The sequence below is a fragment of the Massilia phyllostachyos genome, from assembly GCF_021044825.1.
Classification (GTDB): domain Bacteria; phylum Pseudomonadota; class Gammaproteobacteria; order Burkholderiales; family Burkholderiaceae_D; genus Telluria; species Telluria phyllostachyos.
On sequence record NZ_JAJNOC010000002.1, the window covers coordinates 161,977 to 186,860 of the forward strand.

The 24,884-nt window shown below is 70.8% G+C and carries 12 protein-coding genes; 7 read left to right on the forward strand and 5 right to left on the reverse strand.

Going from position 1 to position 24,884, the window contains the following annotated elements; translation table 11 throughout:
* Positions 1 to 4: 4 nt before the first annotated feature.
* Positions 5 to 844: a universal stress protein gene (locus LQ564_RS07730; protein ID WP_231057533.1), complete on the reverse strand. Its 840-nt coding sequence runs from the start codon at positions 842 to 844 to the stop codon at positions 5 to 7.
* 191 nt (positions 845 to 1,035) lie between these two features.
* On the opposite strand from LQ564_RS07730, the gene LQ564_RS07735 reads away from it, so the two are divergent.
* Positions 1,036 to 3,162, forward strand: coding sequence for a GGDEF and EAL domain-containing protein (locus LQ564_RS07735; protein WP_231057534.1), 2,127 nt, complete (start codon positions 1,036 to 1,038; stop codon positions 3,160 to 3,162).
* Between the two features lie 243 nt (positions 3,163 to 3,405).
* Here LQ564_RS07735 and LQ564_RS07740 read toward each other — a convergent pair whose 3' ends face one another.
* Both LQ564_RS07740 and LQ564_RS07745 read right to left on the reverse strand, forming a co-directional pair.
* Positions 3,406 to 4,203, reverse strand: coding sequence for a slipin family protein (locus LQ564_RS07740; RefSeq protein ID WP_231057535.1), 798 nt, complete (start codon positions 4,201 to 4,203; stop codon positions 3,406 to 3,408).
* On the reverse strand, positions 4,200 to 5,549 hold the full coding sequence (locus LQ564_RS07745) for an NfeD family protein (protein ID WP_231057536.1): 1,350 nt from the start codon (positions 5,547 to 5,549) through the stop codon (positions 4,200 to 4,202). Before LQ564_RS07745 ends, LQ564_RS07740 begins: the two co-directional genes overlap by 4 nt.
* A gap of 300 nt (positions 5,550 to 5,849) precedes the next feature.
* On the opposite strand from LQ564_RS07745, the gene LQ564_RS25810 reads away from it, so the two are divergent.
* The gene (locus LQ564_RS25810; RefSeq protein WP_269143478.1) at positions 5,850 to 15,224 is read left to right on the forward strand and encodes an SdrD B-like domain-containing protein; all 9,375 of its coding nucleotides are present in this window, start codon (positions 5,850 to 5,852) and stop codon (positions 15,222 to 15,224) included.
* Positions 15,221 to 19,507 carry an OmpA family protein gene (locus LQ564_RS07760; RefSeq protein WP_231057537.1) on the forward strand — a complete coding sequence of 1,429 codons (4,287 nt, stop codon included), beginning with the start codon at positions 15,221 to 15,223 and terminating at the stop codon, positions 19,505 to 19,507. Before LQ564_RS25810 ends, LQ564_RS07760 begins: the two co-directional genes overlap by 4 nt.
* Before the next feature lie 103 nt (positions 19,508 to 19,610).
* Here LQ564_RS07760 and LQ564_RS07765 read toward each other — a convergent pair whose 3' ends face one another.
* Together LQ564_RS07765 and LQ564_RS07770 are read right to left on the reverse strand one after the other, a co-directional pair.
* The gene (locus LQ564_RS07765) at positions 19,611 to 20,600 is read right to left on the reverse strand and encodes a lysozyme inhibitor LprI family protein (protein WP_231057538.1); all 990 of its coding nucleotides are present in this window, start codon (positions 20,598 to 20,600) and stop codon (positions 19,611 to 19,613) included.
* 7 nt (positions 20,601 to 20,607) lie between these two features.
* The gene (locus LQ564_RS07770) at positions 20,608 to 21,555 is read right to left on the reverse strand and encodes a N5-glutamine methyltransferase family protein (protein WP_231057539.1); all 948 of its coding nucleotides are present in this window, start codon (positions 21,553 to 21,555) and stop codon (positions 20,608 to 20,610) included.
* A gap of 168 nt (positions 21,556 to 21,723) precedes the next feature.
* Between LQ564_RS07770 and LQ564_RS07775 the strand changes: the two genes are divergently transcribed.
* The 4 genes from LQ564_RS07775 (at position 21,724) to LQ564_RS07790 (ending at position 24,818) form a co-directional block, all read left to right on the forward strand.
* The gene (locus tag LQ564_RS07775) at positions 21,724 to 21,906 is read left to right on the forward strand and encodes a hypothetical protein (RefSeq protein ID WP_231057540.1); all 183 of its coding nucleotides are present in this window, start codon (positions 21,724 to 21,726) and stop codon (positions 21,904 to 21,906) included.
* Positions 21,907 to 21,931: 25 nt separating this feature from the next.
* Positions 21,932 to 22,816, forward strand: a complete 885-nt coding sequence (gene ypfJ / locus LQ564_RS07780) for a KPN_02809 family neutral zinc metallopeptidase (protein WP_231057541.1) — start codon at positions 21,932 to 21,934, stop codon at positions 22,814 to 22,816.
* A gap of 166 nt (positions 22,817 to 22,982) precedes the next feature.
* Entirely contained in the window at positions 22,983 to 24,167 is a 1,185-nt protein-coding gene (locus LQ564_RS07785; RefSeq protein ID WP_231057542.1) for a zinc-dependent alcohol dehydrogenase, read from the forward strand.
* 9 nt (positions 24,168 to 24,176) lie between these two features.
* Positions 24,177 to 24,818 (forward strand): hypothetical protein, encoded by a 642-nt coding sequence (locus LQ564_RS07790; protein ID WP_231057543.1) that lies wholly within the window; start codon positions 24,177 to 24,179, stop codon positions 24,816 to 24,818.
* Positions 24,819 to 24,884 lie beyond the last annotated feature (66 nt).

The window sequence follows — 24,884 nt, forward strand, 5'->3', positions numbered from 1 at the left end:
CCTTTCAATGCGCCAGCAGCAGCGGCGCCGGGGTGCGCTCGAGCAACTCGCGGGTGGCGCCGCCCAGCACCCACTCGCGCAGGCGGCTGTGGCCGTAGGCGCCGGCGACGATCAGGCCGGCGCCGCTGTCGCGCGCGACCGTGGCCAGGGCGTTGCCGGCGGTGGCCTGGGTCCGCTCGACGATCACCTCCACCGCCACGCCGTGGCGCGCCAGGTACAGGGCCATGTCGGCGCCGGGTTCCTCGCCATGCAGTCCGGACAGGGTGTCCGGGTTGACCAGCACCAGCTTGACCGCATCGGCCCGGCACAGCAGAGGCAGGGCGGCGTCGATGGCGCGCAGCGCGCAGCCGCCGCCGTCCCAGCCGGCCACGATGGTGGAGGCGATCGGTGCGTCGTGGTAGCTGTCCGGCACCACCAGCACCGGGCGTACCCCGTGCAGGGCCAGGTGGGTGGGCAGGTCGCGCGGGGTGGAGGGCGCGGCGCTGCCGCGGGGCGGGTCCTGGCTCAGCACCAGCAGGTCGGCATAGCGCGACTGCAGCAGCAGGCCGAAGGCGGTGTCTTCCTCGGCCAGGCGGGTCTCGATCGAGGCCACGCCCAGGCGGCCGGCCTGGACGGTGAAATCGTCGAGGCGGCGGCGCGCGCCGGCGCGCAGGGCATCGAGATCGACCACCGGCGACGGCGGCGAGACCGCGCCGGCCAGCAGGGCCATGTCGGCAAAGGAGATGCCGGTGGCGGCGCTGCCGACCAGGTGGGCGTCGTGCTCGCTGGCCAGGCGCGCGGCGGCGCGCAGCCGGCTGTCCTGGTGCGCGCTGCCGTCGACGTGGACGACGATGGTCTTGATCATGGTTCGCTCCCTTGGCGAGTGGTGCCGCGCGGCGGCGTTACCGGAACGATCCGGCCTGGCGCGGCTCATGTGTTTGACCTTGATCAAATGCGTCGCCATCGCCCCGCACACGCCACGCGCGCCGCCGCCATCCGGCCCGGCATGCTAGGATGGGATCCACACCAACTTCGCCCCCGCACGGCGCAGCGATCATGGAACCCGGTTCGGCCGTCGGCATTCAGCGGCGCCTCGACGACCTGCTCGGCCACTTGCCGGCGGGCGTCGTCGTGCACGGTCCGGATGGCCGCATCCGTTCCGCCAACCCGATGGCCTGCACCCTGCTGGGGCAGGATGCGGCGCAGCTGATCGGCAGCGCCGCCAGCGCCGACGCCTGGCGCCTGGTCCGCACCAACCGCACGCCCATGCGGGCCGAGCAGTTTCCCGTCAACCTGGTGCTGCGCACGCGCCGCAAGGTGGCGCAGCGGATCGTGGGGATTTGCGGCGCCGGTCCCGAACCGCTGCGCTGGCTGATCTGCAATGCCTATCCCGAATTCGACCGCGCCGGACAGCTGGCCCAGGTGGTGGTCTGCTTCACCGACTGCACCGCGCTCAAGCGCGCCAAGCAGCGCCTGCAGAAGTCCGAGCAGCGCCTGCGGCTGGCCCTGCGCGGCTCGCTCGACGCGCCCTGGGACCACGACCTGGTCAGTGGCGAGATCTACTTTTCGCGGCGCTGGTGGAGCATGCTCGGCTACCGGCCCGATTCCATCGCGGCCGACCCCGGCGTGTGGATGAAACTGGCCCACCCCGACGACCGGGCCGCGCTCGACACCTTCATGCACGATCTGTACGCCACCGACCTGACCCGCTACAGCGTCGAGCTGCGCCTGCGCCACCGCGACGGCCACTACGTGCCGGTGCTGTCGCGCGGCCTGGTCCTGCGCGACCGCCACGGCCGTCCCCTGCGGGTCTCGGGCACCAACACCGATCTCAGCGAACGCAAGCTGGCCGAGCGGCGCATCTACGAAGCCGCCTACTTCGACCACCTGACCGGGCTGCCCAACCGGCGCCTGCTGATCGAGGAGCTGGACAAGGCGCTGGCGCGCGCCGCCCGCTCCGGCCAGCACGGGGCGCTGCTGCTGCTCGACCTCGACAACTTCAAGCTGCTCAACGACACCCTCGGCCACGAACTGGGCGACGCGCTGCTGCGCCAGGTGGCCGGGCGCCTGCGCGGCGCGCTGCGCCACAGCGACACCCTGGCGCGCCTGGGCGGCGACGAGTTCGTGATCGTGCTCGAGCAGCTCGGCGCGGCGGAGGGCGCGGCGGTGAACGAGACCAGCCACGTGGCCGAGCAGCTGCTGTCCGCGCTGGGCGAACCCTACGCACTGTCCGGCCGCACCCTGCTCAGCACGCCGAGCATCGGGATCGTCCTGTTCGACGGCGCCACCGGCGACATCGACACGCTCTTGCGCCAGGCCGACCTCGCCATGTACGGGGCCAAGGCGGGCGGGCGTAACACCGCGCGCTTCTTCGACCCCGGCATGCAGACCGCCGCCGACCGCCAGCTCGCGCTCGAAGGGGCGCTGCGCGACGGCCTGGCGCAAGGGGAGTTCGTGCTGTTCTGCCAGCCGCAGTTCGACAGCGCCGGCGGCCTGGTCGGCGCCGAAGTCCTGGTGCGCTGGCGCCGCGCGGACGGCGAACTGGTGGGACCGGACGCCTTCATCGGCCTGGCCGAGGCGGCCGGCCTGATCGCGCCGCTGGGCCGCCATGTGCTGGAACAGAGCTGCGGCGCGCTGGCGCGCTGGCGCGCCGACGCCACGCTGGGCGCGCTCAAGCTGGCCGTCAACGTCAGCGTGCACCAGCTGCGCAGCGCCGAGTTCCCGGACCAGGTCGCGCGCATCCTGGCCGACACCGGGGCGCCGCCGCGGCGCCTGTGCCTGGAACTGACCGAGAGCGTGTTCGCCGAGGACGCCGCCGCCATCATCGGGCGCATGCACGCGCTGCGCCGCCACGGCGTCGAGTTCTCGCTCGACGACTTCGGCACCGGCTATTCCTCGCTGTCCTACCTGAAGCGTTTCCCGCTGGCGGCCCTGAAGATCGACCGCTCCTTCGTGCACGACGTGCACCTGGACCCGGACGCAGCCCCGATCGTGGAAGCCATCATCGCGCTGGCGCGCGCGCTCAAGCTCGACATCGTCGCCGAGGGCGTCGAGAACGAGGCCCAGCGCCGCTTCCTGGTGGCGGAGGGCTGTCCGACCCTGCAGGGCTACCTGCTGGGCCGCCCGATGCCGATCGAGGCGTTCGAGCGGCGCTACGGCGGCGCGGGCAGGGCGAATCACTGAAGGAAGTTCCCTCCCCGCCATGGGCGAATCGTCCACCGCCAGCAGCGCCTTCGGCGCTTGCCCGAACGGTCGCGATCAAGGACCGCCGCGAGATCCTGGCCCACTCCTGCGACCGCGCCGGGGTGTTCTGCTGCGGCACGATGCTGCTCGATCCGGTGCTGGTGGTGCCGGAACCGGCGGCCTGGGTGCTGCTGCCGGCTGGGCTGACCCTGCCGGGGCTGCGCGCGCGGCGCGGCGCCGCGTTCAGGGCGCGCCGGCGGGCCCTGGCGTGGCCGAGGTATGGGCAAGATGGGACGTGGCGTTCCCGGCCAGCATGTCGAGGGGCAGCGGGAACACGATGGTCGAGGACTTGTCGCCGGCGATGGCGCTCAGGGTCTGCAGGGTGCGCAGCTGCATCGCGCCCGGCTGGCGCGCCAGTACCATGGCCGCCTGCTGCAGCTTTTCGGACGCCTGCAGCTCGCCCTCGGCGTGGATCACCTTGGCGCGCCGCTCGCGCTCGGCCTCGGCCTGGCGCGCGATCGCGCGCACCATCGATTCGTCCAGGTCGACGTGCTTGATCTCGACGTTGGCGACCTTGACGCCCCAGGCGTCGGTCTGGGCGTCGAGCACCTGCTGGATGTCGACGTTGAGGCGCTCGCGCTCGGCCAGCATCTCGTCCAGCTCGTGCTTGCCGAGCACCGCGCGCAGGGTGGTCTGGGCCAGCTGGCTGGTCGCCTCGAGAAAGTTCGCGACCTGGATGATGGCGCGCTCCGGATCGACCACGCGGAAGTAGATCACCGCATTGACCTTGACCGAGACGTTGTCGCGCGAGATCACGTCCTGGGTCGGCACGTCCAGCACCACGGTGCGCAGGTCGACCCGCACCATTTGCTGCAGCGCCGGGATGATGATGACCAGGCCCGGCCCCTTGACGCCCCAGAGGCGCCCCAGCTGGAACACCACGCCGCGCTCGTACTCGCGCAGGATGCGGATCGCCGTCGCGAGCAGCGCCAGCAGCAGGAACAGCAGGGCCGCGAAGCCGAGGCCGAGACCGGGAATCATGGGAGCTCCTTGTCAACGATGGGCGCGACTTCCAGGGTCAGGCCGCTGCGCCCGAGTACGCGCACGGCCTGGCCCGGCACCAGAACGGCGCTGCTGAGCGCGCGCCAGGATTCGCCCTCGACGTGGACCCAGGCTTCATGTCCGCTCGAGTCGCCGATGCGCTCGACCGTCGCCAGCATCCCGACCATGCCGCCCGCCACCGGCCGCCGGCGCGTGCGCAGCGCCAGGCGCGCGGTGGCGAACAGCAGCAGGGCGCTGGCCACGGCCAGCGGGACCAGCAGGCCGAGCGGAATGCCGTAGCCGGGCAGCTCGGTATCGATCAGCATCAGGGCGCCGGCGACGAAGGCGGCGACGCCGCCCAGGCCGAGGATGCCGAAGCTGGGCAAAAACGCTTCCAGGCCCATGAACACCAGTCCCAGCGCGATCAGGGCCAGGCCGGCGTAGTTTACCGGCAGCAGCTGCAGCGCGTAGAGCCCGAGCAGCAGGCAGATCGCGCCGATCACGCCGGGCGCCACCGCGCCGGGATTCATGAATTCGAACACCAGGCCGTAGATCCCGACCGTCATCAGGAGCAGGGCCACGCTCGGATTGGTGAGCGCGGCCAGCACCTCGGTGCGCCAGTCGGGCGCGAATTCGACCAGCGGCGCGCCGCGCGTGGCCAGGCGCCGCTCCTGCCCGAGCACGGTCACGCTGCGGCCGTCGAGCTGCGCCAGCAGGGCGGCGACGTCCGGCGCATTCAGGTCGGCGACGCCCAGGCGCTGGGCTTCCCCGGCACTCAGGCTGAGCGACTCGCGCACCGCGCCCTCGGCCCAGTCGGCGTTGCGTCCGCGCAGCTGGGCCAGGCTGCGCAGGTAGGCGGCGGCGTCGTTCAGCGCCTTTCTTTCCATCGCCGATGCGCCGCCGTCCGGCTTGCCGGCTCCCGGCTGGGCGGGCGCCTCGCCCGGACGCGTGCCGATGGCGACCGGAGTGGCAGCGCCCACATTGGTGCCCGGCGCCATGGCCGCGATGTGGCTGGCGTACAGCAGGTAGGTGCCGGCGCTGGCGGCGCGCGCGCCGCTGGGGGCGACGAAGGCGGCGACCGGCACCCGGCTCGCCAGGATCGCCTTGATCACGCCGCGCATCGCGGTATCCAGGCCGCCGGGCGTGTCCATGCGCAGGACCAGCAGCTGACAGCCGCGCCGGTGCGAGGCGTCGATGCCGCGCACGACGTGGTCGGCGGTGGCCGGGCCGAGGGCGCCGTCGATGCCCAGCAGGCAGACCGGAGCGTGGGCGGAGGCGGGGGCGGCCAGCGCCGGCATCGGCAGCAGGGCCGCGATCAGCAATGCCAGGGCAGCCAGGTAGCGCATCACGGTCGTTCCGAGAAAAGTGGGCCGTCTCCGTCTTGGACCATAACGACCAGCACTCGTTCCCGGCACGCCCGAAAGTTAACTCAGGAGAAATGTTTCTACAAAGAACGAGTAAAATTTTATTAACGTTGGCGGGCTCGTCGGCACAAATATGCTGGAAATTCCAGCAGAAGCCGAAGAATATTAGTTGTTTGTTCGCAACATTCCCTATGTCAAGCTTGTTGTAGGTTCATTCCTACATCGACAATAGCGGTCTTGTATATGCCATTGCGCGCGCCGACCACTGCGCGCCGACCCACGATGACCCTCACGAGCTTCAGGCAGCGACCTGCCGGCCCCACCCCCGGCGTCCACTTCTTAGCGCGCCTGCTGCGCACCTGCCTGTTCGCGCTCGCCTTCGTCGCCAGCCATGCCGGCGCGGTCGACCTGCTGGTCTCGAACTTCACCGACAGCCCCGACCCGGCGACGCGTGGCGGCAGGATCGCCTACAGCGCCACCATCACCAACAACGAGACCGATACCGCGACCGGCGTCACATTGGCCTTCGCCCTCGATCCGAACACCAGCTTCGACAGCGTCTCGGACACGGCGCGCTGCAGCTACGCACCCGGAACGCACACCGTCAACTGCCTCTATCCGGCGGTGCGCGGCGACCTGTCGGGCGCCGGTTCGGCCGACGTGTTCACCGCAGTGGTCACCGTCACCAGCAAGACCGGCGCCGGCGCGACCGTCGGGGCCACGGCCACCGTCTCCAGCGCCCAGACCGACAGCAACCCCAGCAACAACAGCCTGAGCCAGGTCACCACGATCGACAACGGCGCCGACCTCGCCTTGAGCCTGTCGGGCGCGCCGAACCCGGTGCTGGCCGGCGCCAACCTGACCTACACGGCGGCGGTGAGCAACCTCGGCCCCAACGCGGCCGCCGCTACCACCGTCAGCCTGAATCTGTCGCCCAACGTCACCTACAGCAGCTACAGCGGCAACGGCTGGAGCTGCGCCCTGGCCGGCCAGGTCTTGAGCTGCACCCGCGCGTTCAGCGCGGTCGGCGCGCTGCCCGCGATCAGCGTGGTGACCAAGGTGACCGGCGCGGTGTCCGGCACCATCACCACCTCGGGCACGGTGTCGACCAGCGGCGCCGCCAGCGACTTCAACCCCGACAACAACACCACCACCGCCAACGTCACCGTCAATCCGGGCGCCGACCTGGCGATGAGCGTGAGCGCGAACACCGCCAAGCCGGAGGCGAACGCCCCGGTGATCTTTACCCTGCAGCCGCGCAACCTCGGACCGTTCGGGGCCTCGAACGTGACCGTGACCGACACCCTGCCGGCCGGCTTCAGCGGCATCGGCGCCAGCGGCGCCGGCTGGAGCTGCGGCGTGTCGGGGCAGACCGTCACCTGCACCCGCGCCAGCTACGCCGTCGGCGCCAGCAACAACATCGCCGTCACCGCGACCACGCCGGACGTGGCGACCGCGACGGGCTACACGAATACGGCCACCATCGCCAGCAGCGCAACGCCGGATCCGGTCAACGGCAACAACAGCGGCAGCGCCAGCGTCAACGTGATGCCGCCCGGGGCCGACCTGTCGATCACCAAGTCCAAGGGCCCGAACCCGGTGGCCCAGGGCGGCGAACTCACCTCGACCATCCGTGTCACCAACAATGGGCCGCAGGGCGCGCGCGCCGGCGAAGTCTCGGTGCGCGAGACCCTGCCGGCCGGCGAGACCTTCGCCAGCTTCAGCGGCAGCAACTGGAGTTGCGGCGCCCAGGTCGGCCAGGTCGTGACCTGTACCTACAATGCGGCGCTGGCCCTGAACGGCAACAGCAGCAACCTGCTTCTCAAGACCACCGCCGGCGCCGCCGGCACGCTGACCAACGAGGCCTGCGCCGTCTATACCGACTCGGTCGGCGCCATGCTGGATGCCAACCCCGACAACAACTGCCGCAGCGCCAGCGTGTCCGCGACCGCCACGCCGAACGCGATCGACCTGGCGATCAGCAAGACCGTCGACGTCGACCCGCTGGCCTGGAACGCGACGACCCTGGTGTACACCGTCACCGTCACCAACCTGGTCGATGCGCCCGCCACCGGGGTGGTGATGAGCGACGCCATCCCCGGCCACATCGCCGGCAGCACCGGCGTGAGCGCGGTGCGCGACGCCGCGGCCAGCACCGCCTCGGCCACCTTCAACTGCAGCAACGGCGCCACCGTCAGCTGTTCCCAGACCGGCGGCACGATCGGCAGGAACGAAACCGTGGTGTTCCGGATCACGGTGACCCGTCCGCTGCTCGACAGCGGCGCCACGAAGTTCACCAATACCGCGACCGTCACCTCCACCGATCTCGGGGATGTCGACACCAGCAACAACTCGGCCTCGGTACAGGTGAAGGTCGACCCGGTCGCGGACGTCCACGTCAGCGCCAGCGCCACCCCGGTCTCGACCGAAGCCGGCACCAGCGTCACCTATGTCTTCACCGTAAACAATGCCGGCCCCTCGACCGCCAGCGGCATCACCCTGAGCCAGGTATTCGACATCTCGGCCGGCACCTACACCTACCTGTCGCATGCGACTGGCGGCGGCAGCTGCACCTGGAACAACGCCGACACGCTGAACTGCTCCTTGAACAGCCTGGCGCGCAACACCACGACCACGGTGACCGTGGTCGTGCGTCCCGACTACATGTCGTCGCCGCCGTCCACGCGCACGCTGACCGGCGCCGCCACCGTCGCCACCACGACCAAGGAAAGCAATACCGCGAACAACACGGCGAGCGCGAGCAGCGCGGTGATCCAGGCCGCCCTCGACCTGCTGGTGAATAACAGCGACTCGCCCGATCCGCTCGGCTTCGTGCCGGCCGGCGCGGGGCCGACCTTCCCGGACAACGTCGTCACCTTCCGCAACACCATCACCAACCGCGGCCCCTCGGTGGCCTCCAGCCTGGTGCTGACCTACCGAATGACGCCTCCGGCGGGGAAAAGCGCGACCTTCCTGGGCGACAAGCTGACCGCCACCGGCCAGTCCTACAGCAATTACTGCAACAACGTGAACGCGCAGGCCACCGGCGCTGCGCCCCTGACGGTGACGTGCGCCTTCCCGGCGAACTTCATCCTGCTCGCAAACAACGCGACCACCGATCTTTTCCTCGACTTCCGGGTCGACAGCGCGCCCTCGGCCACGGGAGACACCTTTCGTTCGATGGTCAGCATCGCCTCCAGCGAACCGGACACCGTGGCCTCGAACAACAGCATCGAGCAGACCACCACCGTGCGCATGCGCTCCGACCTGCAGCTGGCCAAGAGCGCGCGCGCCTGGATCGGCGGGGCCGACGCCGCCGCCAGCACCGTGCAGGTGCGCCAGCCCTTCTACTGGGTGCTGACCCTGACCAATGCCGGCCCGGGCGACAGCCAGGTCACCACCATCAAGGACACCCTGCCGGCCGGCGTGGCCCTGTACACGCCGCCCGCCGGTGCGCCCGGCCAATACAAGACGGCGCCCTACAGCGGCGGCGTGAGCTGGAGCGCCAGCAATGGCGCCTCGGGCGCCTGCTCGGGCACGACCACGCTGACCTGCGATATCGGCGTGCTGGAAAGCGGCAAGGTCGCGGTTGTGCGGGTGCCGGTGGTGTCGGTCACGGCCGGCAGCCGCAACAACTGCGCCAGCGCCACCACCTCGGAAGTCGACCCGAACCAGGCCAACAATACCAGCATCTGCTCGAGCGTGACGGTGCAGCAGTCGAGCCTGGCCGGCGCCGTCTACCACGACGCCGACAACAACGGCGCGAGGAGCGGCGCGGAGGCCGGCATCGGCAGTGTCGCGCTGACGCTCGCCGGCGCCGACGACTACGGCAACCCGGTCAGCCTGGGCGCCACCAGCGCGGCCGACGGCGGCTTCAGCTTCGGCGCCCTGTCGCCGGGCAGCTATACCTTGAGCGAAACCCATCCGGCGGCGTGGCTGGACGGCATCGACAAGGCCGGCAGCGCGGGCGGCACGCCGGGCGCGGTCGGCAGCGATGCGATCAGCGGCATCGTCCTGGGCGGGAACACGAGCGCCAGCGGCTACCTGTTCGGCGAAGTCGCCAAGGCCAGCCTGTCCGGCTACGTCTTCGTGGACGGCAACGACAATGCGCTGCGCGACCCCGGCGAGGCCGCCGGCATCCCGGGCGTCACCATGACGCTCACCGGCGCCGACGACCTGGGGGCGGTCAGCCTCAACACCACCACCGCCGCGGCCGGCCTGTACACCTTCGCCAACCTGCGTCCCGGCACCTACCGCATCGAACAGGCCACGATCGGCGGCGTCACCCATACCGGCATGACCATCGGCAGCAAGGGCGGCAGCGACGGCGCCACCGTGCTGGCCGCCGGCGCCGCGGTGCGCGGCCAGACCAAGCGCGCCATCGACGCCGTGCTGCTCGCGGGCGGCGACAGCGCCACCGGCTACGACTTCGGCGAGAGCGGCCAGGGCCTGACCGGCTTCGTCTACGCCGACCGCAACGGCAACGGCGTCAAGGACGCGGGCGAGGTCGGCATCGCCGGCGTCGCCATGACCCTGTCCGGCTCCACTTCCAGCGGCGTCAGCGTGTGCGTGGCGATCAGCCCGAACCCATGCACGGTCCTCACCGGCGCCAACGGCGGCTACGCCTTCTCCGGCCTCCCGGCCAGCGACGCCACCGGCTACACCATTACCGAGCAGGCCCAGAACAGCAGCCCGCTGTCCGGCTACGGCGACGGCGCCGAGCGCGCCGGCACCCTCGGTGGATCGACCGCGGCCAACGACGCCATCTCAGGCATCGTGGTGGCGCTCGGCCAATTCGGCGCCGGCTACGATTTCGGCGAACGCGCCGGCAGCCTGGCCGGCCGCGTCTACGTCGACCTCGACGACGACGGCGCCCTGGGTGCAAGCGACAAGGGCGTCGCCGGCGTCACCATCACCCTGTCGGGCCGCAGCGCCGCGGGTGTCGACGTCTGCACCATCCTCGGCTCCTGCAGCGCCGTCACCGGCGCCGACGGCAGCTATGCCTTCGCCGACCTGCCGGCCGCGAATGCCGCCGGCTATACCCTGGTCGAGACCCAGCCGCGCGACTACGGCGAGCGCACCACCGCCGCCGGCGGCGCCGGCGGCGCCGTGGGCCTGAGCGGCGCCAACAGCCAGGTGGCGGCGATCCTGCTCGGCGCCGGCGTGGCGGCGGACGGCTACCTGTTCGGCGAGAAGCCGGGCGCCCTGTCGGGGTACGCGTATATCGACGCCAACAACAACGGCGTGCGCGACGCCGGCGAACTGCCGCTCGCGGGCGTGGCCTTCACCCTGTCCGGCCAGAGCGCGGACGGGTTTGATGTGTGCACCCTGGCAGCGTGCGGCGCGGTCAGTGGCGCCGACGGCGCTTATCGATTCAGTGGCCTGCCGAACGCCGGCGCGGCCGGCTACACCGTGACCCAGCAGGCCCAGACCCTGGCGCCGCTGGCCACCCTCCTGGACGGCAAGGTCAGCAAAGGGACCGGCTGCGGCAGCTGCACCGTGTCCGCCGGCGCGCCCAACGCGATCGCCGGCATCCCGGTGGTGGCGGGCAGCGCCTTCGAGCACTACGACTTCGGCGAACTGCGCCCGGCCGCGATCGCGGGCAGCGTGTATGTCGACACCAACCGGAACGGCGCGCTGGATGCGGGCGAAGCATTGGGCGGCGTGGCCCTGGCCCTGAGCGGCGTCGACGACCTGGGCAACCCGGTCGGCTTGACCACCGCCAGCGGCGCCGATGGCGGCTACCGCTTCGACACCCTGCGGCCGTCCGGCCCGGCCGGCTACACGGTGCTTGAAACCCAGCCGGCCGGCTACGCCGACTTCGCCGGGACGCTGGGCAGCCGCGCCGGTTCGCTGGGCGGGACCGTCGCGCCGAACGCGGTGAGCGGCATCGTCACCGCCAGCGCCGCCGCCGGCGTCAACTACGACTTCCGCGAGCAGGGCGCGGCCCTGTCCGGCCGGGTCTATATGGACTACAACGACAACGGCATCGTCGACACCGGCGAGACCCCGCTGCCCGGCGTGACCATCACGCTGGAAGGCACCGACGCGCGCGGCAATGCGGTGCGCCTGGTCGCGCTCAGCGGCGCCGACGGGTTCTACCGCTTCACCGGCCTGGCCGGCGGCAGCTATACGCTCACCGAGACCCAGCCGGGCGGCGTGCTCGATGGCCGCGAACGCGCCGGCAGCGCCGGCGGCACGGTCGACAACAGCATCTTCGACCACCAGGCCGTCCACAATGCGATCAGCGCGATCGCGCTGCCGGCCGGCGCGGACGCCACCGGCTACGACTTCGGCGAGCGCCCGATCCCGGTGCCGCTCACGAACAACGTGTCGGGCCGCGTCTACCTCGACCAGAACGGCAATGGCCGCGCCGAAGCCCAGGAACCGGGCATCGCCGGCGTCACCATCACCCTGGCCGGCGCCAGCCGCGACGGCGTGCGCATCGAGCGCAGCGTCGCCACCGGCGCCGACGGCCGCTTCGCCTTCACCGACCTGCCGGAGAGCGGCGCGGAAGGATACGTGCTGGCACAGATCCAGCCGGCCGGCTACCGCGATGGCCAGAACAGCATCATGCCGGGCTATCCGGGCCGCGTGGCCGGCGGCAAGCCGTTGGCCGCCGGCGCAGCGGACCGCATCGAGGCCCTGGTGCTGGGCCAGGGCATGACCCTGGTGAACTACGACTTCGGCGAGCTGCCGGGGCTGGGGAGCATCGCGGGCCGGGTCTATGTCGACACGAACGACAACGGCGTCCCGGACGCCGGCGAGACCGGCATCGCCGGCGTGGCGCTGGCATTGACCGGCGTCGACGCCGACGGCGCCGCCGTGCGCCGCGACCTGGTGAGCGGCGTCGACGGCAGCTTCCGTTTCACCGACCTGGCGCCGAGCAATGCGCAGGGTTACACCTTGACCGAAACCCAGCCGGCGTCGCACCGCGACCGCAAGACCACCATCGCGGCCGGCAATCCGGGCGCCGCGTCCGCAGCCAAGCCGCTGGCAAGCGGCGGCGCCGACGAGATCAAGGGCATCGTGCTGGCCGCCGGCCAGCAGCTCGACGGCTACCGCTTCGGCGAAGCACCTGGCCTGGGCGCGATCTCGGGCATCGTGTTCGCCGACCGCGACGACGACGGCGCGCGAGGCGCGAACGAGACCGGCATCGGCGGCGTCAACCTCGTCCTGAGTGGCGTCGATGCCGACGGCAAGGCGGTGCGCCGCGAGACCGTCAGCGCAGCGGATGGCGGCTGGCGCTTCGCCGACCTGGCGCCGAGCGATGCGCAAGGCTATACCGTCACCGAAACGCAGCCGGACAGCCACCGCGACGGCAAGACCATCGTTCCGAACGGCCAGCCCGGCAAGACCGGCGCCAAGCCGGTCGCCAGCGGCGGCGCGGATGTCATTGCGGGCGTCGTGCTGGCCGGCCAGGAACTGGGCGGCTACCGCTTCGCCGAACTGGCGGTGGCGGGCGGCCGCATCGCCGGCAGCGTCTACCTGGACCGCAACGGCAACGGCCTGCGCGAAAACGAGGAAACCGGCATGGCCGGCGTGACCCTGCTGCTGAGCGGCCGCGGACGCGACGGCGCCGCCGTCGAGCGCAGCGCCGCCACCGGCGCCGACGGCCGCTTCGCCTTCGAGGGCGTGCCGCTGTCGGACGCCGCCGGCTACCGCCTGGCCGAGGTGCAGCCGGCCATGGTGGCCGACGGCCGCACCACAGTAACGGGTGGCCTGAGCGGCGCCGCGCAGGGCGCCAAGCCGGTCGGCGTGGGCGACCACGACGTGGTGACCGGCATCCGCATCGACGACGACACGAATGCCGACGGCTACCTGTTCGGCGAGGCCGCGATCCCGACCCTGAAACCCCCGATCGTCAACGGCTACGTCTGGATGGACCGCGGCCACAACCGCGTGCGTCCGGTCGACGGCAGCATGCAGGGCCTGGGCGGCTGGACCGTGGAACTGAGCCAGAACGAGCGCCTGGTCTGCCGCGTGCAGACCGATGCCGAAGGCTTCTACCAGTTCGACAACCTGCATTGCCCGGGCTACGAGGTGGACGGCCTGCCGACCGGTTCCGGCTTCGCGATCACCTTCAGCCGCGAAGGCTCGACCCTGCCGGCGGTCGCCCAGTCGGGCGGCAACAAGGGCAGGGTGGTGGCCAGCGGCGGACGCATCACCGACATCACCCTGCGCGCAGGCGAACAGGTGGTGGAGCAGAACCTGCCGCTCGACCCGGCCGGCATCGTCTACGACCTGGTGACCAGGAAGCCCGTCGCGGGCGCGGTGGTGACTATCGCCGGCCCGGCGGGCTTCGTCGCGGAGCGCCACCTGGTGGGCGCCGAGGCGGCGGTCAGCCAGACCGTCGGCAGCGACGGCATGTACCAGTTCCTGCTGCAGAACGATTTCCCGACCGGCGTCTACACGCTGTCGGTGGCGGCGCCGAACGGCTACCTGCCGGGCGTATCGAAGGAGCTGCCGGCCTGCCAGGGCGCGCCACGGGTGACCCTGGCGCCGACCCCGGCCCTGGTCCAGCGCAGCGACGGCGCGCCCGCGCTGCCGGTGCCGCTGCACCGGCCGGAAGCCTGCGCCGGCATCGTCGCGGGCGGCGCCGAGAGCACCCAGTACTACCTGGGCTTCCTGATCACGAACGGCGGTTCCGCGCCGATCCTGAACAACCACATCCCGCTCGATCCGGTGGCGAGCGGCGGCGTGGTGCTGACCAAGACCACGCCGATGGTCAACGTGGCGCGCGGCGAGCTGGTGCCCTACACCATCACCGCCGCCAACGCGACCGATGCGACGCTGGCGGGCGTGGTGCTGCGCGACCGCATGCCGGCCGGCTTCAAGTACCGTCCGGGCAGCGCGCGCGTCGACGGCGTGGCGAGCGAGCCGAAGGTCGACGGCCGCGAGCTGTCCTGGCCGGCGCGCACCCTGGCGCCGCGCGCACGCCTGGCCGTCACCCTGGTGCTGGCGGTCGGCGCCGGCGTGGGAGAAGGCGAGTACGTCAACCAGGCCGAGGCCGTGAACGCCCTCGGCGCTCCGCTGGCGCCCCCGGCCACGGCGGCGGTGCGCATCGTGCCGGACGCCACCTTCGATTGCCCGGACGTGATCGGCAAGGTGTTCGACGACGCCAACGCCAACGGCTACCAGGACGAGGGCGAGATGGGCCTGCCGGCGGTGCGCCTGGCGACCCCGCGCGGCTTGCTCGTGACCACCGACGCCCAGGGCCGCTACCACGTGCCCTGCGCCGAGCTGCCGGACCCGGACCGCGGCGCCAACTTCGTGATGAAGCTGGACGAACGCACCCTGCCGTCGGGCTACCGCGTCACCACCGAGAACCCGGGCGTGGCGCGCGTCACGCGCGGCAAGGTCACCAAACTGAATTTCGGCGCGGCGATCCACCGCGTGGTGCGCATCGAGCTTTCCGATGCCGCTTTTGAAGAAGGCGGCGACGGCTTGCGCGCGCAGTGGCAACAACAGATCGACACGATGATGGAACAACTCAAGAAGAAGCCCTCGGTGCTGCGCATCGCCTACCAGCGGGGCGCGGCGGGCGAGGAGGCGGCGCGCAGGCGCGTGGCGGCCTTGCGCGACGCGGTGCGTGCGCGTTGGAAGGAACTGGGCGATGCCTATCCGCTCGCGGTCGAAGTGGAGGACGTGCGATGAAACGCGTTTTCCCAACCCTGCCGCGCCGCCGCCCGCTGGCCGTCCTGATCGCCACTGCTTTTGCCTGCCAGGTCGGCGTGGCGCAGGAGCAGCCGGGCGGCCAGGTGCTGAACAACGCCGCCAGCTTCACGGCCGCGCCCCCGCGGTCCGGCGAGCGCGAAGGACGCGAGTTCGATGCGCTTGGAGCGTCAGGCCTGGGCATCCAGGAACGCCGCCGCATGCTGCAGGCGGTGGCGCCGGCTGGCTTACCGACCCAGCAGGCCAGCCTGCAGGACACGGTCGACGGCACCAATTTCGAATCCGGCCGCGCGGTGCTGCTGCCCAAGGCCCGCGGCACGCTGGACGCGCTGGCGGCGCGCCTGCGCGGCAAGCGCGCCCTGCGCCTGGAAGTGGTCGGCCATACCGACAACCAGGGCATCGCCGCGCGCCTGCGCCCGGTGTACCCGGACAACCAGGCGCTGTCGGAAGCGCGTGCGCTGGCGGTCGCGGCCTATCTCCAGACCAGCCTTGGGCTGGAGAGCGGCGCGATCGCAGCGAATGGCCGCGCCGACCGCGAACCGGTGGCCGGCAACGACACGCCTGAGGGCATGGCGCGCAACCGCCGCACCGAGATCCGCGCCTGGTTCGAAGAGGTGATGCAGGAAGCAGCCGCGGCGCCGGCTACCCCGCAGACCCTAGAGACCGTGGTAGTGCGCGACGCCTGCGCGCCTGCGGCCAAGGCCGGCAAGGGCGGCCAGCCGTTCTCGATCAGCGTCGACGGCGAGCCGCTCGACCTCGACAGCGCGCAGCAGGAAGCGGACCGCCAGCGCTGCGTCGACGTCGCGCTCGAACGCGCCGACATCCAGCTGCGCTACGATCCATTGGAGGTGGTGCCCGCGCTGAACGTGTGGCTGGCCCAGGACGCCGCCGTGCGCGGCGCGCCGGTCCGGTTTGCGACCTACACCAACTACGCCTGGTGGCTGCGGCGCGCCGAGATCCGCGTGTTCGCAGCCGGCCAGGACAGCCGCGAGACCCCGCTGGCGGTTGTCCCGGTGACGCCGGGCGCGCAGGCCGAGTGGCAGGCGCCAGGTGATGCGCCCGAGGCGCTGGTCTACCTGCTGCGCGTCTACGACGCCGAGGGCCGCTTCGACGAAACCGCGCCGCGCAAGCTCGCCCTGCTCGAGGGGGCGCCGGTCGGCGTGCCGAAGGAGCGGCGCTACGACGGCTGGGGCGAGAACACCCGCCACCTGCAGAACATCCGCGCCGCCGGCGGCAGCGTGACCGTCAGCGGCGAAGGCATTGCTCCCACCCAGCACGTCGAGGCGCTCGGCGTGCCGGTCCCGGTCGACGCCAAGGGCGCCTTCGCGCTGCGCCAGATCCTGCCTGCCGGTGCGCACGCGGTGGCGGTCTCGGTGCGCGACGCCGACGGCACCGGTTCCACCTTCAAGCGCAACCTGGCGATCGCCGACCGCGACTGGTTCTACGTCGCGGTGGCCGACCTGACGGCGGGCCGCGACCGCACCAGCGGCCCGGCGAAGCTGGTCACCGGCGACACCCAGCACTACGACAACGGCAACTGGATCGACGGCCGCGCCGCCTTCTACGTCAAGGGCAAGGTGCGCGGCGACATGCTGCTGACGGCCAGCGCCGACACCCGCGAAGGCCCGCTGCGCGACCTGTTCTCGAACTTCAGCAGCAAGGACCCGCGCTACCTGCTGCGCAACATCGAGCCGGACAAGTTCTACCCGGTCTACGGCGACGACAGCACGATCGCCGACGATGCGCCGACCTCCGGCAAGCTGTACGTGCGGCTGGCGCGGCAGGACTCGTCCATCATGTGGGGCAACTTCCAGACCGCGTGGACCGGCACCGAGCTGGCCCAGTTCAGCCGCGGCCTGTATGGCGCCAAGCTGGACTGGCAAAGCGCGGACGCCACCACGAGCGGCGAACGCAGCAGCCGCGTCAGCGTCTTCGCCGCCGAGCCGGGCACCCTGCCGGCGCGCGAGGAATTTCGCGGCACCGGCGGCTCGCTCTACTACCTGCGCCACCAGGACCTGACCCAGGGTTCGGAACGGGTCTGGGTCGAGGTGCGCGACCGCGATTCCGGCATGGTGCTGAACCGCAGCGCCTTGACCCCGTCGCAGGACTACGAGATCAGCTACCTCCAGGGCCGCGTGACCCTGCGCGCGCCGCTGTCCTCGATCGCCGAGGCGCGCTCGCTGCTGCAGCAGGGCGGACGCAGCGGCGACCCGGTGCACCTGGTGGTCACCTACGAATACGTGCCGGGATTGACGCGCATCGGCGGCGGCGCCGCCGGCGTGCGCGCCGAGAACTGGTTCGGCGAGCACCTGAAACTGGGTGTCTCGGCCTACCACCAGGGCGAGCGCGAATCGACCCAGGACCTGAAGGCGCTGGACGCGACCGTGCGCTACACCCCCAACACCTGGGTGGCGCTGGAAGCGGCGCGCTCGGACGGCGCCGGCTCGCAGACCTACTCCTCGCTGAGCGGCGGCTTCGACTTCGAGCGCCAGCAAGGCGCGGGTGGCCGCGCCGGCGCGCGCCGGGTGGAAGCCAAGGCGGATCTCGCCGACGTGGGCCTGCGCGGCCAGCTCAAGGGCTACTGGCAGGACCGCGAAGCCGGTTTCTCCGGACCGGGCCAGGTCGCCTTCAACGGCGAAGCCACGCGCCAGCAGGGCGTGTCGGTCAGCGTGCCGCTGGGGCAGCGCAGCGAAGTGGCCGTCAAGGCCGACGAGCGCAATGCCTTCAGCCAGGACCAGCGCGCGGCCGAAGCGGCGCTGCGCCACAAGCTCGACCCGGAGTGGGGCGTGTCGGCGGCGGTGCGGCATGACCGCCGCGACAACCTGGCCGGCGCGAACACGCCGACCGCCAGCCCGCTGCTGAACCAGCAGGGCGGCCGCAGCGACGCGGTGCTGCGCATCGATTACCGGCCGCTGGCGCTGGACGGCGAGCTTGCGAACACGCCGATGGCGGCGCCGGGCGCCGGCGCACGCCGCCGGAGCGCCGACGCCGAAGCGGCCGCCGGCATCGCCGCCGCGCCGGAAGCGGGGCGCGCCTACCGCGACTGGAACCTCTACGGTTTCGTCCAGCGCACCCTGGCGCACGACCTTGGCCGCAGCGAGAACGACCGGGTCGGCGCGGGCGGCGCCTGGCAGGCCAGCAATGCGCTGCGCCTGGGCGCCGAAGTCTCGGGCGGCAGCGGCGGCGCCGGCGGCGAGCTGTCGGCCAACTACCGCGCGTCCGACCGCAGCGACGTCTACCTCGCCTATGCGCTCGAGACCGAGAACCCGGACGTCAACTATGCCGGCCGCCAGGGCACCTTCACCGGCGGCAGCCGCTACCGGGTGTCGGAAGGCGCTTCGCTGTTCGGCGAGACCCGGCGCCAGGACGGCAGCGGGCCGCGCAGCCTGGTGCACGCCTTCGGCGTCGACCTGGCCCCGGCCGAGCACTGGACCGTGGGCGCCAAGGCCGAAGTCGGGACCCTGTCCGACCCGTTCGCCGGCGACCTGCGGCGCCGCGCCGTGGGCGTCTCGGCCTCCTTCCGCGACGCGCGCTGGCGCTTCACCACCGCCCTCGAATACCGCTTCGACCGCAGCGCGGCCGTGGTCGCGGGCGAGGGCGCGTCCGTGGCCAGCGGCGACACCCGGCGCAGCTGGGTGACCCGCAATTCGCTCGGCCTGCAGGTGGACGCCGACTGGCGCCTGCTGGGCAAGCTGAACGTGGCGCGCAGCACGGCCAGCCAGGGCGCCTTCTACGACGGCGACTACACCGAGGCGGTGCTGGGCGCGGCCTGGCGCCCGGTCGCCCACGACCGCTGGAACGGGCTGTTCAAGTACACCTACTTCCACAACCTGCCGTCCTCTGGCCAGGTCGACAACGTGACGAGCGGGGTGCTCGACTACATGCAGAAGAGCCACGTGCTGAACCTGGACGTGACGCACGACCTGCGGCCCTGGCTGGCGGTGGGGGCGAAGTACGGCCTGCGCACCGGCCAGCTGAAGACGACGCGCGGGGAAGGGGAGTGGTTCGACAGCCGCGCGCACCTGACGGTGCTGCGCGCGGACCTGAAGTTCACGCGCGAGTGGAGCGGGGTGGTGGAGGCGCGCCGGCTGGCGGCGAAGGAGGCGGGCGATGCGCGCAAAGGGGCGCTGGTCGGGCTGTACCGGCAGGCGGGGCAGCATGCGAAGATCGGGGTGGGGTACAACTTCACCGATTTTTCGGATGAGCTGACCGATCTGTCGTATCGCAGCCGCGGGTGGTTCATCAACGCGGTAGGGACGTTCTAGCAGGGTGGACGGCTTTGCCGTCCGCGCGTTCAAATCCCTGATGAACTGACGCGCCGCGATTATTCACCGTCTGGTTGAACGCGTGGGCGGAGGACCGCCCACCCTACGAACCCCAGTTCTTCAGCAGTTTCTCGAGCATCGCGATGCGCTTGCGCGTGAAGTAGGCGCGCCAGGCGTTTGCTGACACCTGCGGGTACTTCACCTTGCCGAACGCCACCCAGGCGTCGCGGTAGGCCAGCCAGCTGCGCTGGGTGCGCTGGACGCCTTCGAAGCGGATGGTGCCGTACTGCGGCTCGGGCAGGGCCTTGAGCTGCTTGTAGACGGCATTGAGCCGCGCGTCGAGGCGCGCGAACTCGGCGTCGCCGTCGCGCGGCAAGGCGCCCTTCTCGAAGGCGGCGACCGAGGCGCGCAAGTCCTCGCGCTGGCGCGCTTCTTCCTCGATCGTGAAGGCGGCGCGCGCGGTGCCGCTCAGGTCGACCTCCTCCGTGCTGCGCTGTTCGAAGAAGTCGTGCGCCCGGGTCTCCAACCTGGCGAAGGCCTGCTTCTGCGGTGCGCTCCACGGCGCGATCAGCCTGGCGAAGCCGGCGCCGCGCTTCTGTTCCTTGAGGTCGTTGGCGACCGAGGCGCACCAGCCGCCCATGTAGCCGCTGGTGGCGTCGTCGCAGATGTCGATCGGTTTCCTGTCGCGTCCCGCTTCCATCGCCGCCAGGTGCTCGAGCCGCAGCGCCGTCTCGGCGACCGCGCCGCCGGCCTCGCAGGCGGCCTTGCGCGCCAGCGCATAGTCGCGCGGCACGCCCTGGCCGTTCGCATAGACCATCATCAGCACGCCCTTGTCCTCCTGGAAGGGCAACTGCTCCTCCGTGGCGGCAAGGGCGCATTGGCGGGCGCGTACATGATCGACCGGCGTACCGATGCCGTAGTAGAGTTTGGTCGCCACGCAGCCGGCCAGCTTGCCCTGTTCAGCGGCGGGCGCTCGGTGGGCGGCAGGATAGGACTTGGCGGTCAAGACCTTGCATTGCGCCTCGACGTCGGCAGCGGCGAGCGCGCAGCTGGAGAAGGCCCCGAGCAGGAGGGCGAGCATGGTGTATTTCATGTGCCCCTCAGCGCCGGATCGCATGCAGCCACACCGCGGCGATCCGTTCCACCTCCTCGTAGCCGGGTTCTCCCAGCTGGCCGCCGAAGATGTCAGGATCGAGTTCGTCGTAGCTCCACTGGTCGCACAAGGCGTCCAGCCTGGGCCGCACCGCGTCCAGGAAGGCGTCGCGGCCCGCGCTGATGGCGACGCCCGTGTACAGCATCAGGTGGCCGCCGCGGCGCAGGCGCGCCAGGCTTTCCTCGACGATGCGCACCGACAGTTCCGCGCCATGCATGCCGCCGCCGTGGCGGTAGGGCAGCTCGCTCGGGTCGAGCACGTAAGGCGGGTTCGAGACGACCAGGTCGAAGTCGCCCTCGACACCATCGAACAGGTCGCTGCGCGCGGCGGTCAGGTTGTCCAGGCCCGCCAGGCGCGCGTTCTGCACCGTCAGGGCCAGGGCGCGGGTATTGATGTCGGCGCCCACCACCTCGGCATGCGGGAAGGCGCGCGCGATCGCCAGCGCGCCGGCGCCGCCGCCGCAGCCGATGTCGATCGCGCGCGAGGGGCCGGCGCCGAGCCAGGGAAAGGCGCGCGCCATGGTGCCGACGAAGCGGTAGGTGTCGGGGCCGAAGAACACCGAATCATCGTCGCTGGTCGGGTAGGCCGAGTGGAACACCAGCAGCTCGTCGTGGTAGACCGGCAGGGTCGATGCGCGCAGCGCCGAGCGCCACAGCTGGCCGTCCTGTTCCAGGATACGCGCCTCGCGCATCAGCGCCAGCAGCTCGGGCGCGACCTCGCTCTCGGCGAAGGGGCGACTCCAGCCGAAGATGCCGCGCAGGTCGCCGGCCCGCTCATTGCCCGGACGGCGGTTGATGCGGCGGTGGGTCGAAGGCGACACCGTCATGAAACGGTAACCCTGGTCGCGTAGATAGTGGCCGAGCGCAAGCAGGGCATTGGCGTGGGGAGTGCTCATGGCGACAGGGTCGCATGGGTGCATCCGGTGTACTGTACGGTAGCGAACCTAGATGAATGCATGGCGTTTGGAAATTTCCACCGCTATGTGAATATTCGAACATACCTGTGGACGGACGACGACCATACTGGTCTTCACGCGATCACGTCAAACCAAGGGGAGAGAATCATGTCGAACAAGGACGGCGCATCCGCGGCCAGCCGCATCGCACGCGAACTCGAGCGTGAACGGCGCGAGCGCGAACTGCTCGACGAAGCGCGGGCGCGCCTGGATGCGCAGGACGAATTCCGGACCAAGGATGCGCGCGAGCGCATGGATACCTGCTCGCTCAAGCGCCCCCAGGGGCGCTGAGGAGCACTGAACAAGGAGCACACATATGCGGTGGGAAGGCGATCGGCAGAGCGACAATGTGGAAGACCGCCGGGGGCAGGGCGGCGGTGGCGGATTCGGGGGCTTCGGCGGACGCACGGTCGGGATCGGCACCCTGGTGATCGCCCTGGTGGGCGGCGCCATCTTCGGCATCGATCCGCGCACCATCCTGGCCCTGCTGGGCGGGGGCGGCGGCCCGGTCGCGGTCCAGCAGGCGCCGCGCAGCAGCCAGCAGGGTGCGCCCGCCAACGACCGCGAAAGCCAGTTCGTGCGCACCACCCTGGCCTATACCGAGGATGCCTGGACCCAGGTCTTCGCCAGCCAGGGCGCCCAGTACCGGCCGGCCCGGCTGGTGCTGTTCGAGAACGCCACCGACACCGGCTGCGGCACGGGCCGCAGCGCCACCGGCCCCTTCTATTGCCCGGCCGACAGCACCGTCTACATCGACCTGAGCTTCTTCCGCCTGATGCAGCAGCGCTTCAACGTCGCCGGCGAATTCGCCCAGGCCTACGTCATCGCGCACGAGGTCGGGCACCACGTGCAGAACCTGCTGGGTGTCTCGGACCAGGTCCACGACGCCCAGCAGCGCGCCTCCGAGAAGCAGGGCAATGCGCTGTCGGTGAAACTGGAACTGCAGGCCGACTGCTTCGCCGGGGTCTGGGCCAACCGCAGCAACCAGCGTGAACAGATCCTGGAGGCGGGCGACGTCGAGACCGCGCTGGCCGCGGCCACCGCGATCGGCGACGACGCCCTGCAGCGCCAGTCGCAAGGCACCGTCGTGCCCGATTCCTTCACCCACGGCAGCTCGGCCCAGCGGGTGCGCTGGTTCACGCGCGGGCTGGAGAGCGGCCAGGTCGAGCAATGCAATACCTTCGAGGCGCGCCAGTTGTAGGACAGATGCTCGTAGCAGCCAGGTAGCCGGAAAATCCGGCAAAAAGGCCCCGTTCGTTTCCGTGCGCGTATCGCCTTCGTCCCGGTTTTGACTTAACGTTTCCACGTCGGCCCGCCCAGGTGGCGGGCCTCGTGCATCCTGTCAAGAACACTTTCGAGGAGGAGTTATGCTGGCAATGAACTACCGCGGGCCCTACCGTGTCCGCGCCGAACAGAAGCCCGATCCCGTCATCGAGCACCCGGGCGACGCCATCGTGCGCGTGACCCGCGCCTGCATCTGCGGTTCGGACCTGCATCTCTACCATGGCCTGGTGCCCGACACCCGCGTCGGCCACACCTTCGGCCACGAGTTCATCGGCGTGGTGGAAGAAGTCGGCCCCGGCGTGCAGAACCTGAAGGTCGGCCAGAAGGTGCTGGTGCCCTTCAACCTGTTCTGCGGTTCCTGCTTCTTCTGCGACCGCGAACTGTTCGGCAATTGCCACAATACGAATCCGCAAGCCACCGCCGTGGGCGGCATCTACGGCTACTCGCACACCGCCGGCGGCTACGACGGCGGCCAGGCCGAGTTCGTGCGGGTGCCGATGGCCGACGTCGGCCCGATGGTGATCCCCGACGACCTGCACGACGACGACGCCGTGCTGCTCACCGATTGCGTGCCGACCGGCTACCAGGCGGCGGAAATGGGCGACATCCAGGAAGGCGATACGGTGGTCGTGTTCGGCGCCGGCCCGGTCGGCATCTTCGCCGCCAAGTCGGCCTGGCTGATGGGGGCGGGGCGGGTGATCGTGGTCGACCACGTCGACTACCGCCTCGAGTTCGTCAAGCGCTATGCCCAGTGCGAGGTGGTCAATTTCAAGGAAGTGCGCGACATGGCCGAGCACATCAAGAAGATGACGGACTGGATGGGCGCCGACGTCTGTATCGACGCGGTCGGCTGCGAGGCGGCCGGCAATGCGATGCAAACCTTTACTGGCGTCTACACGATGATGCAGGCCGGCGCCGCCACCGTGCTGCACTGGGCCATCAACTCGGTGAGGAAGGGCGGCAACGTCTCGATCGTCGGCGTCTACGGCCCGACCTTCAATGCGGTCCCGATCGGCAATGCGCTGAACAAGGGCCTGACCCTGCGCATGAACCAGGCCAGCGTGCGCCGCCACCTGCCGCGCCTGATCGAGCACATCCGTGAGGGCCGCCTGAATCCGAAGGAGATCATCACCCACCGGGTGCCGCTGGAGGAGGTGTCGGACGCCTACCACATCTTCTCGAGCAAACTCGACAATTGCATCAAGACCGTCCTGATTCCACCCAGCGCCAACCAGGTAAAAGCGGTCTCGGCCAGCGCACTGCATTAAGGAGCGAACATGGAAGCACGTAACGACGTCACCGAACACCAGCACCATCACCACCACGGGCATGACCACGGCCACGGCCACGTCCAGCAGCACCCGGGCCAGGGCCACATCGCGCCGCGCCGTCCCTCGCGCGCCGAGCTGCAGCACATCCAGGGCTGGGGCGCCGACCTCGACCGCAAGAACCGCCCCGGCGTGCCGATGGAACGCACCCCGCCGCGCTTCATCCACCAGCCCGGGGGCGACCTCGAGCAGCAGCGCGAAAAGGTCGAGGTGCTGGTCTCGACCGAGCGCCCCGGCATCACGCCGATCTTCGGCACCGTCCAACCGCCCTCGGGCCTGTCCGGCATGATCCGGCGCCTGGCCTTCAAGTCCAGCGAAAACGACGTGCGCCACTGGCTGCTGCTGCTGCTGGCCGACCGCGTCAACGTGGTCGAGGGCGTGGCCGAGGACCTGGCGCGCGGCCACATCCCGAACATCCTGGGCGAGATGGGCATCAAGGCCGAGATGAAGCACAACCCGCAGGGGCTGGCGAAGAAGGCGCTGGTCGCCGGCGCGGTGCTGGGCGCAGCCTGGTATCTGCTGAGCCGGCGCGACGACGACGACGGTTATCGTCACGATCCGTACGCGCGCGAGCGCCACTACCGCCGTTGATCTTGTAGAGTCGGCGATCCTTCGCCCACGCGTTCAACTACACGGTGCCAAGACGCTGTGCGTCTG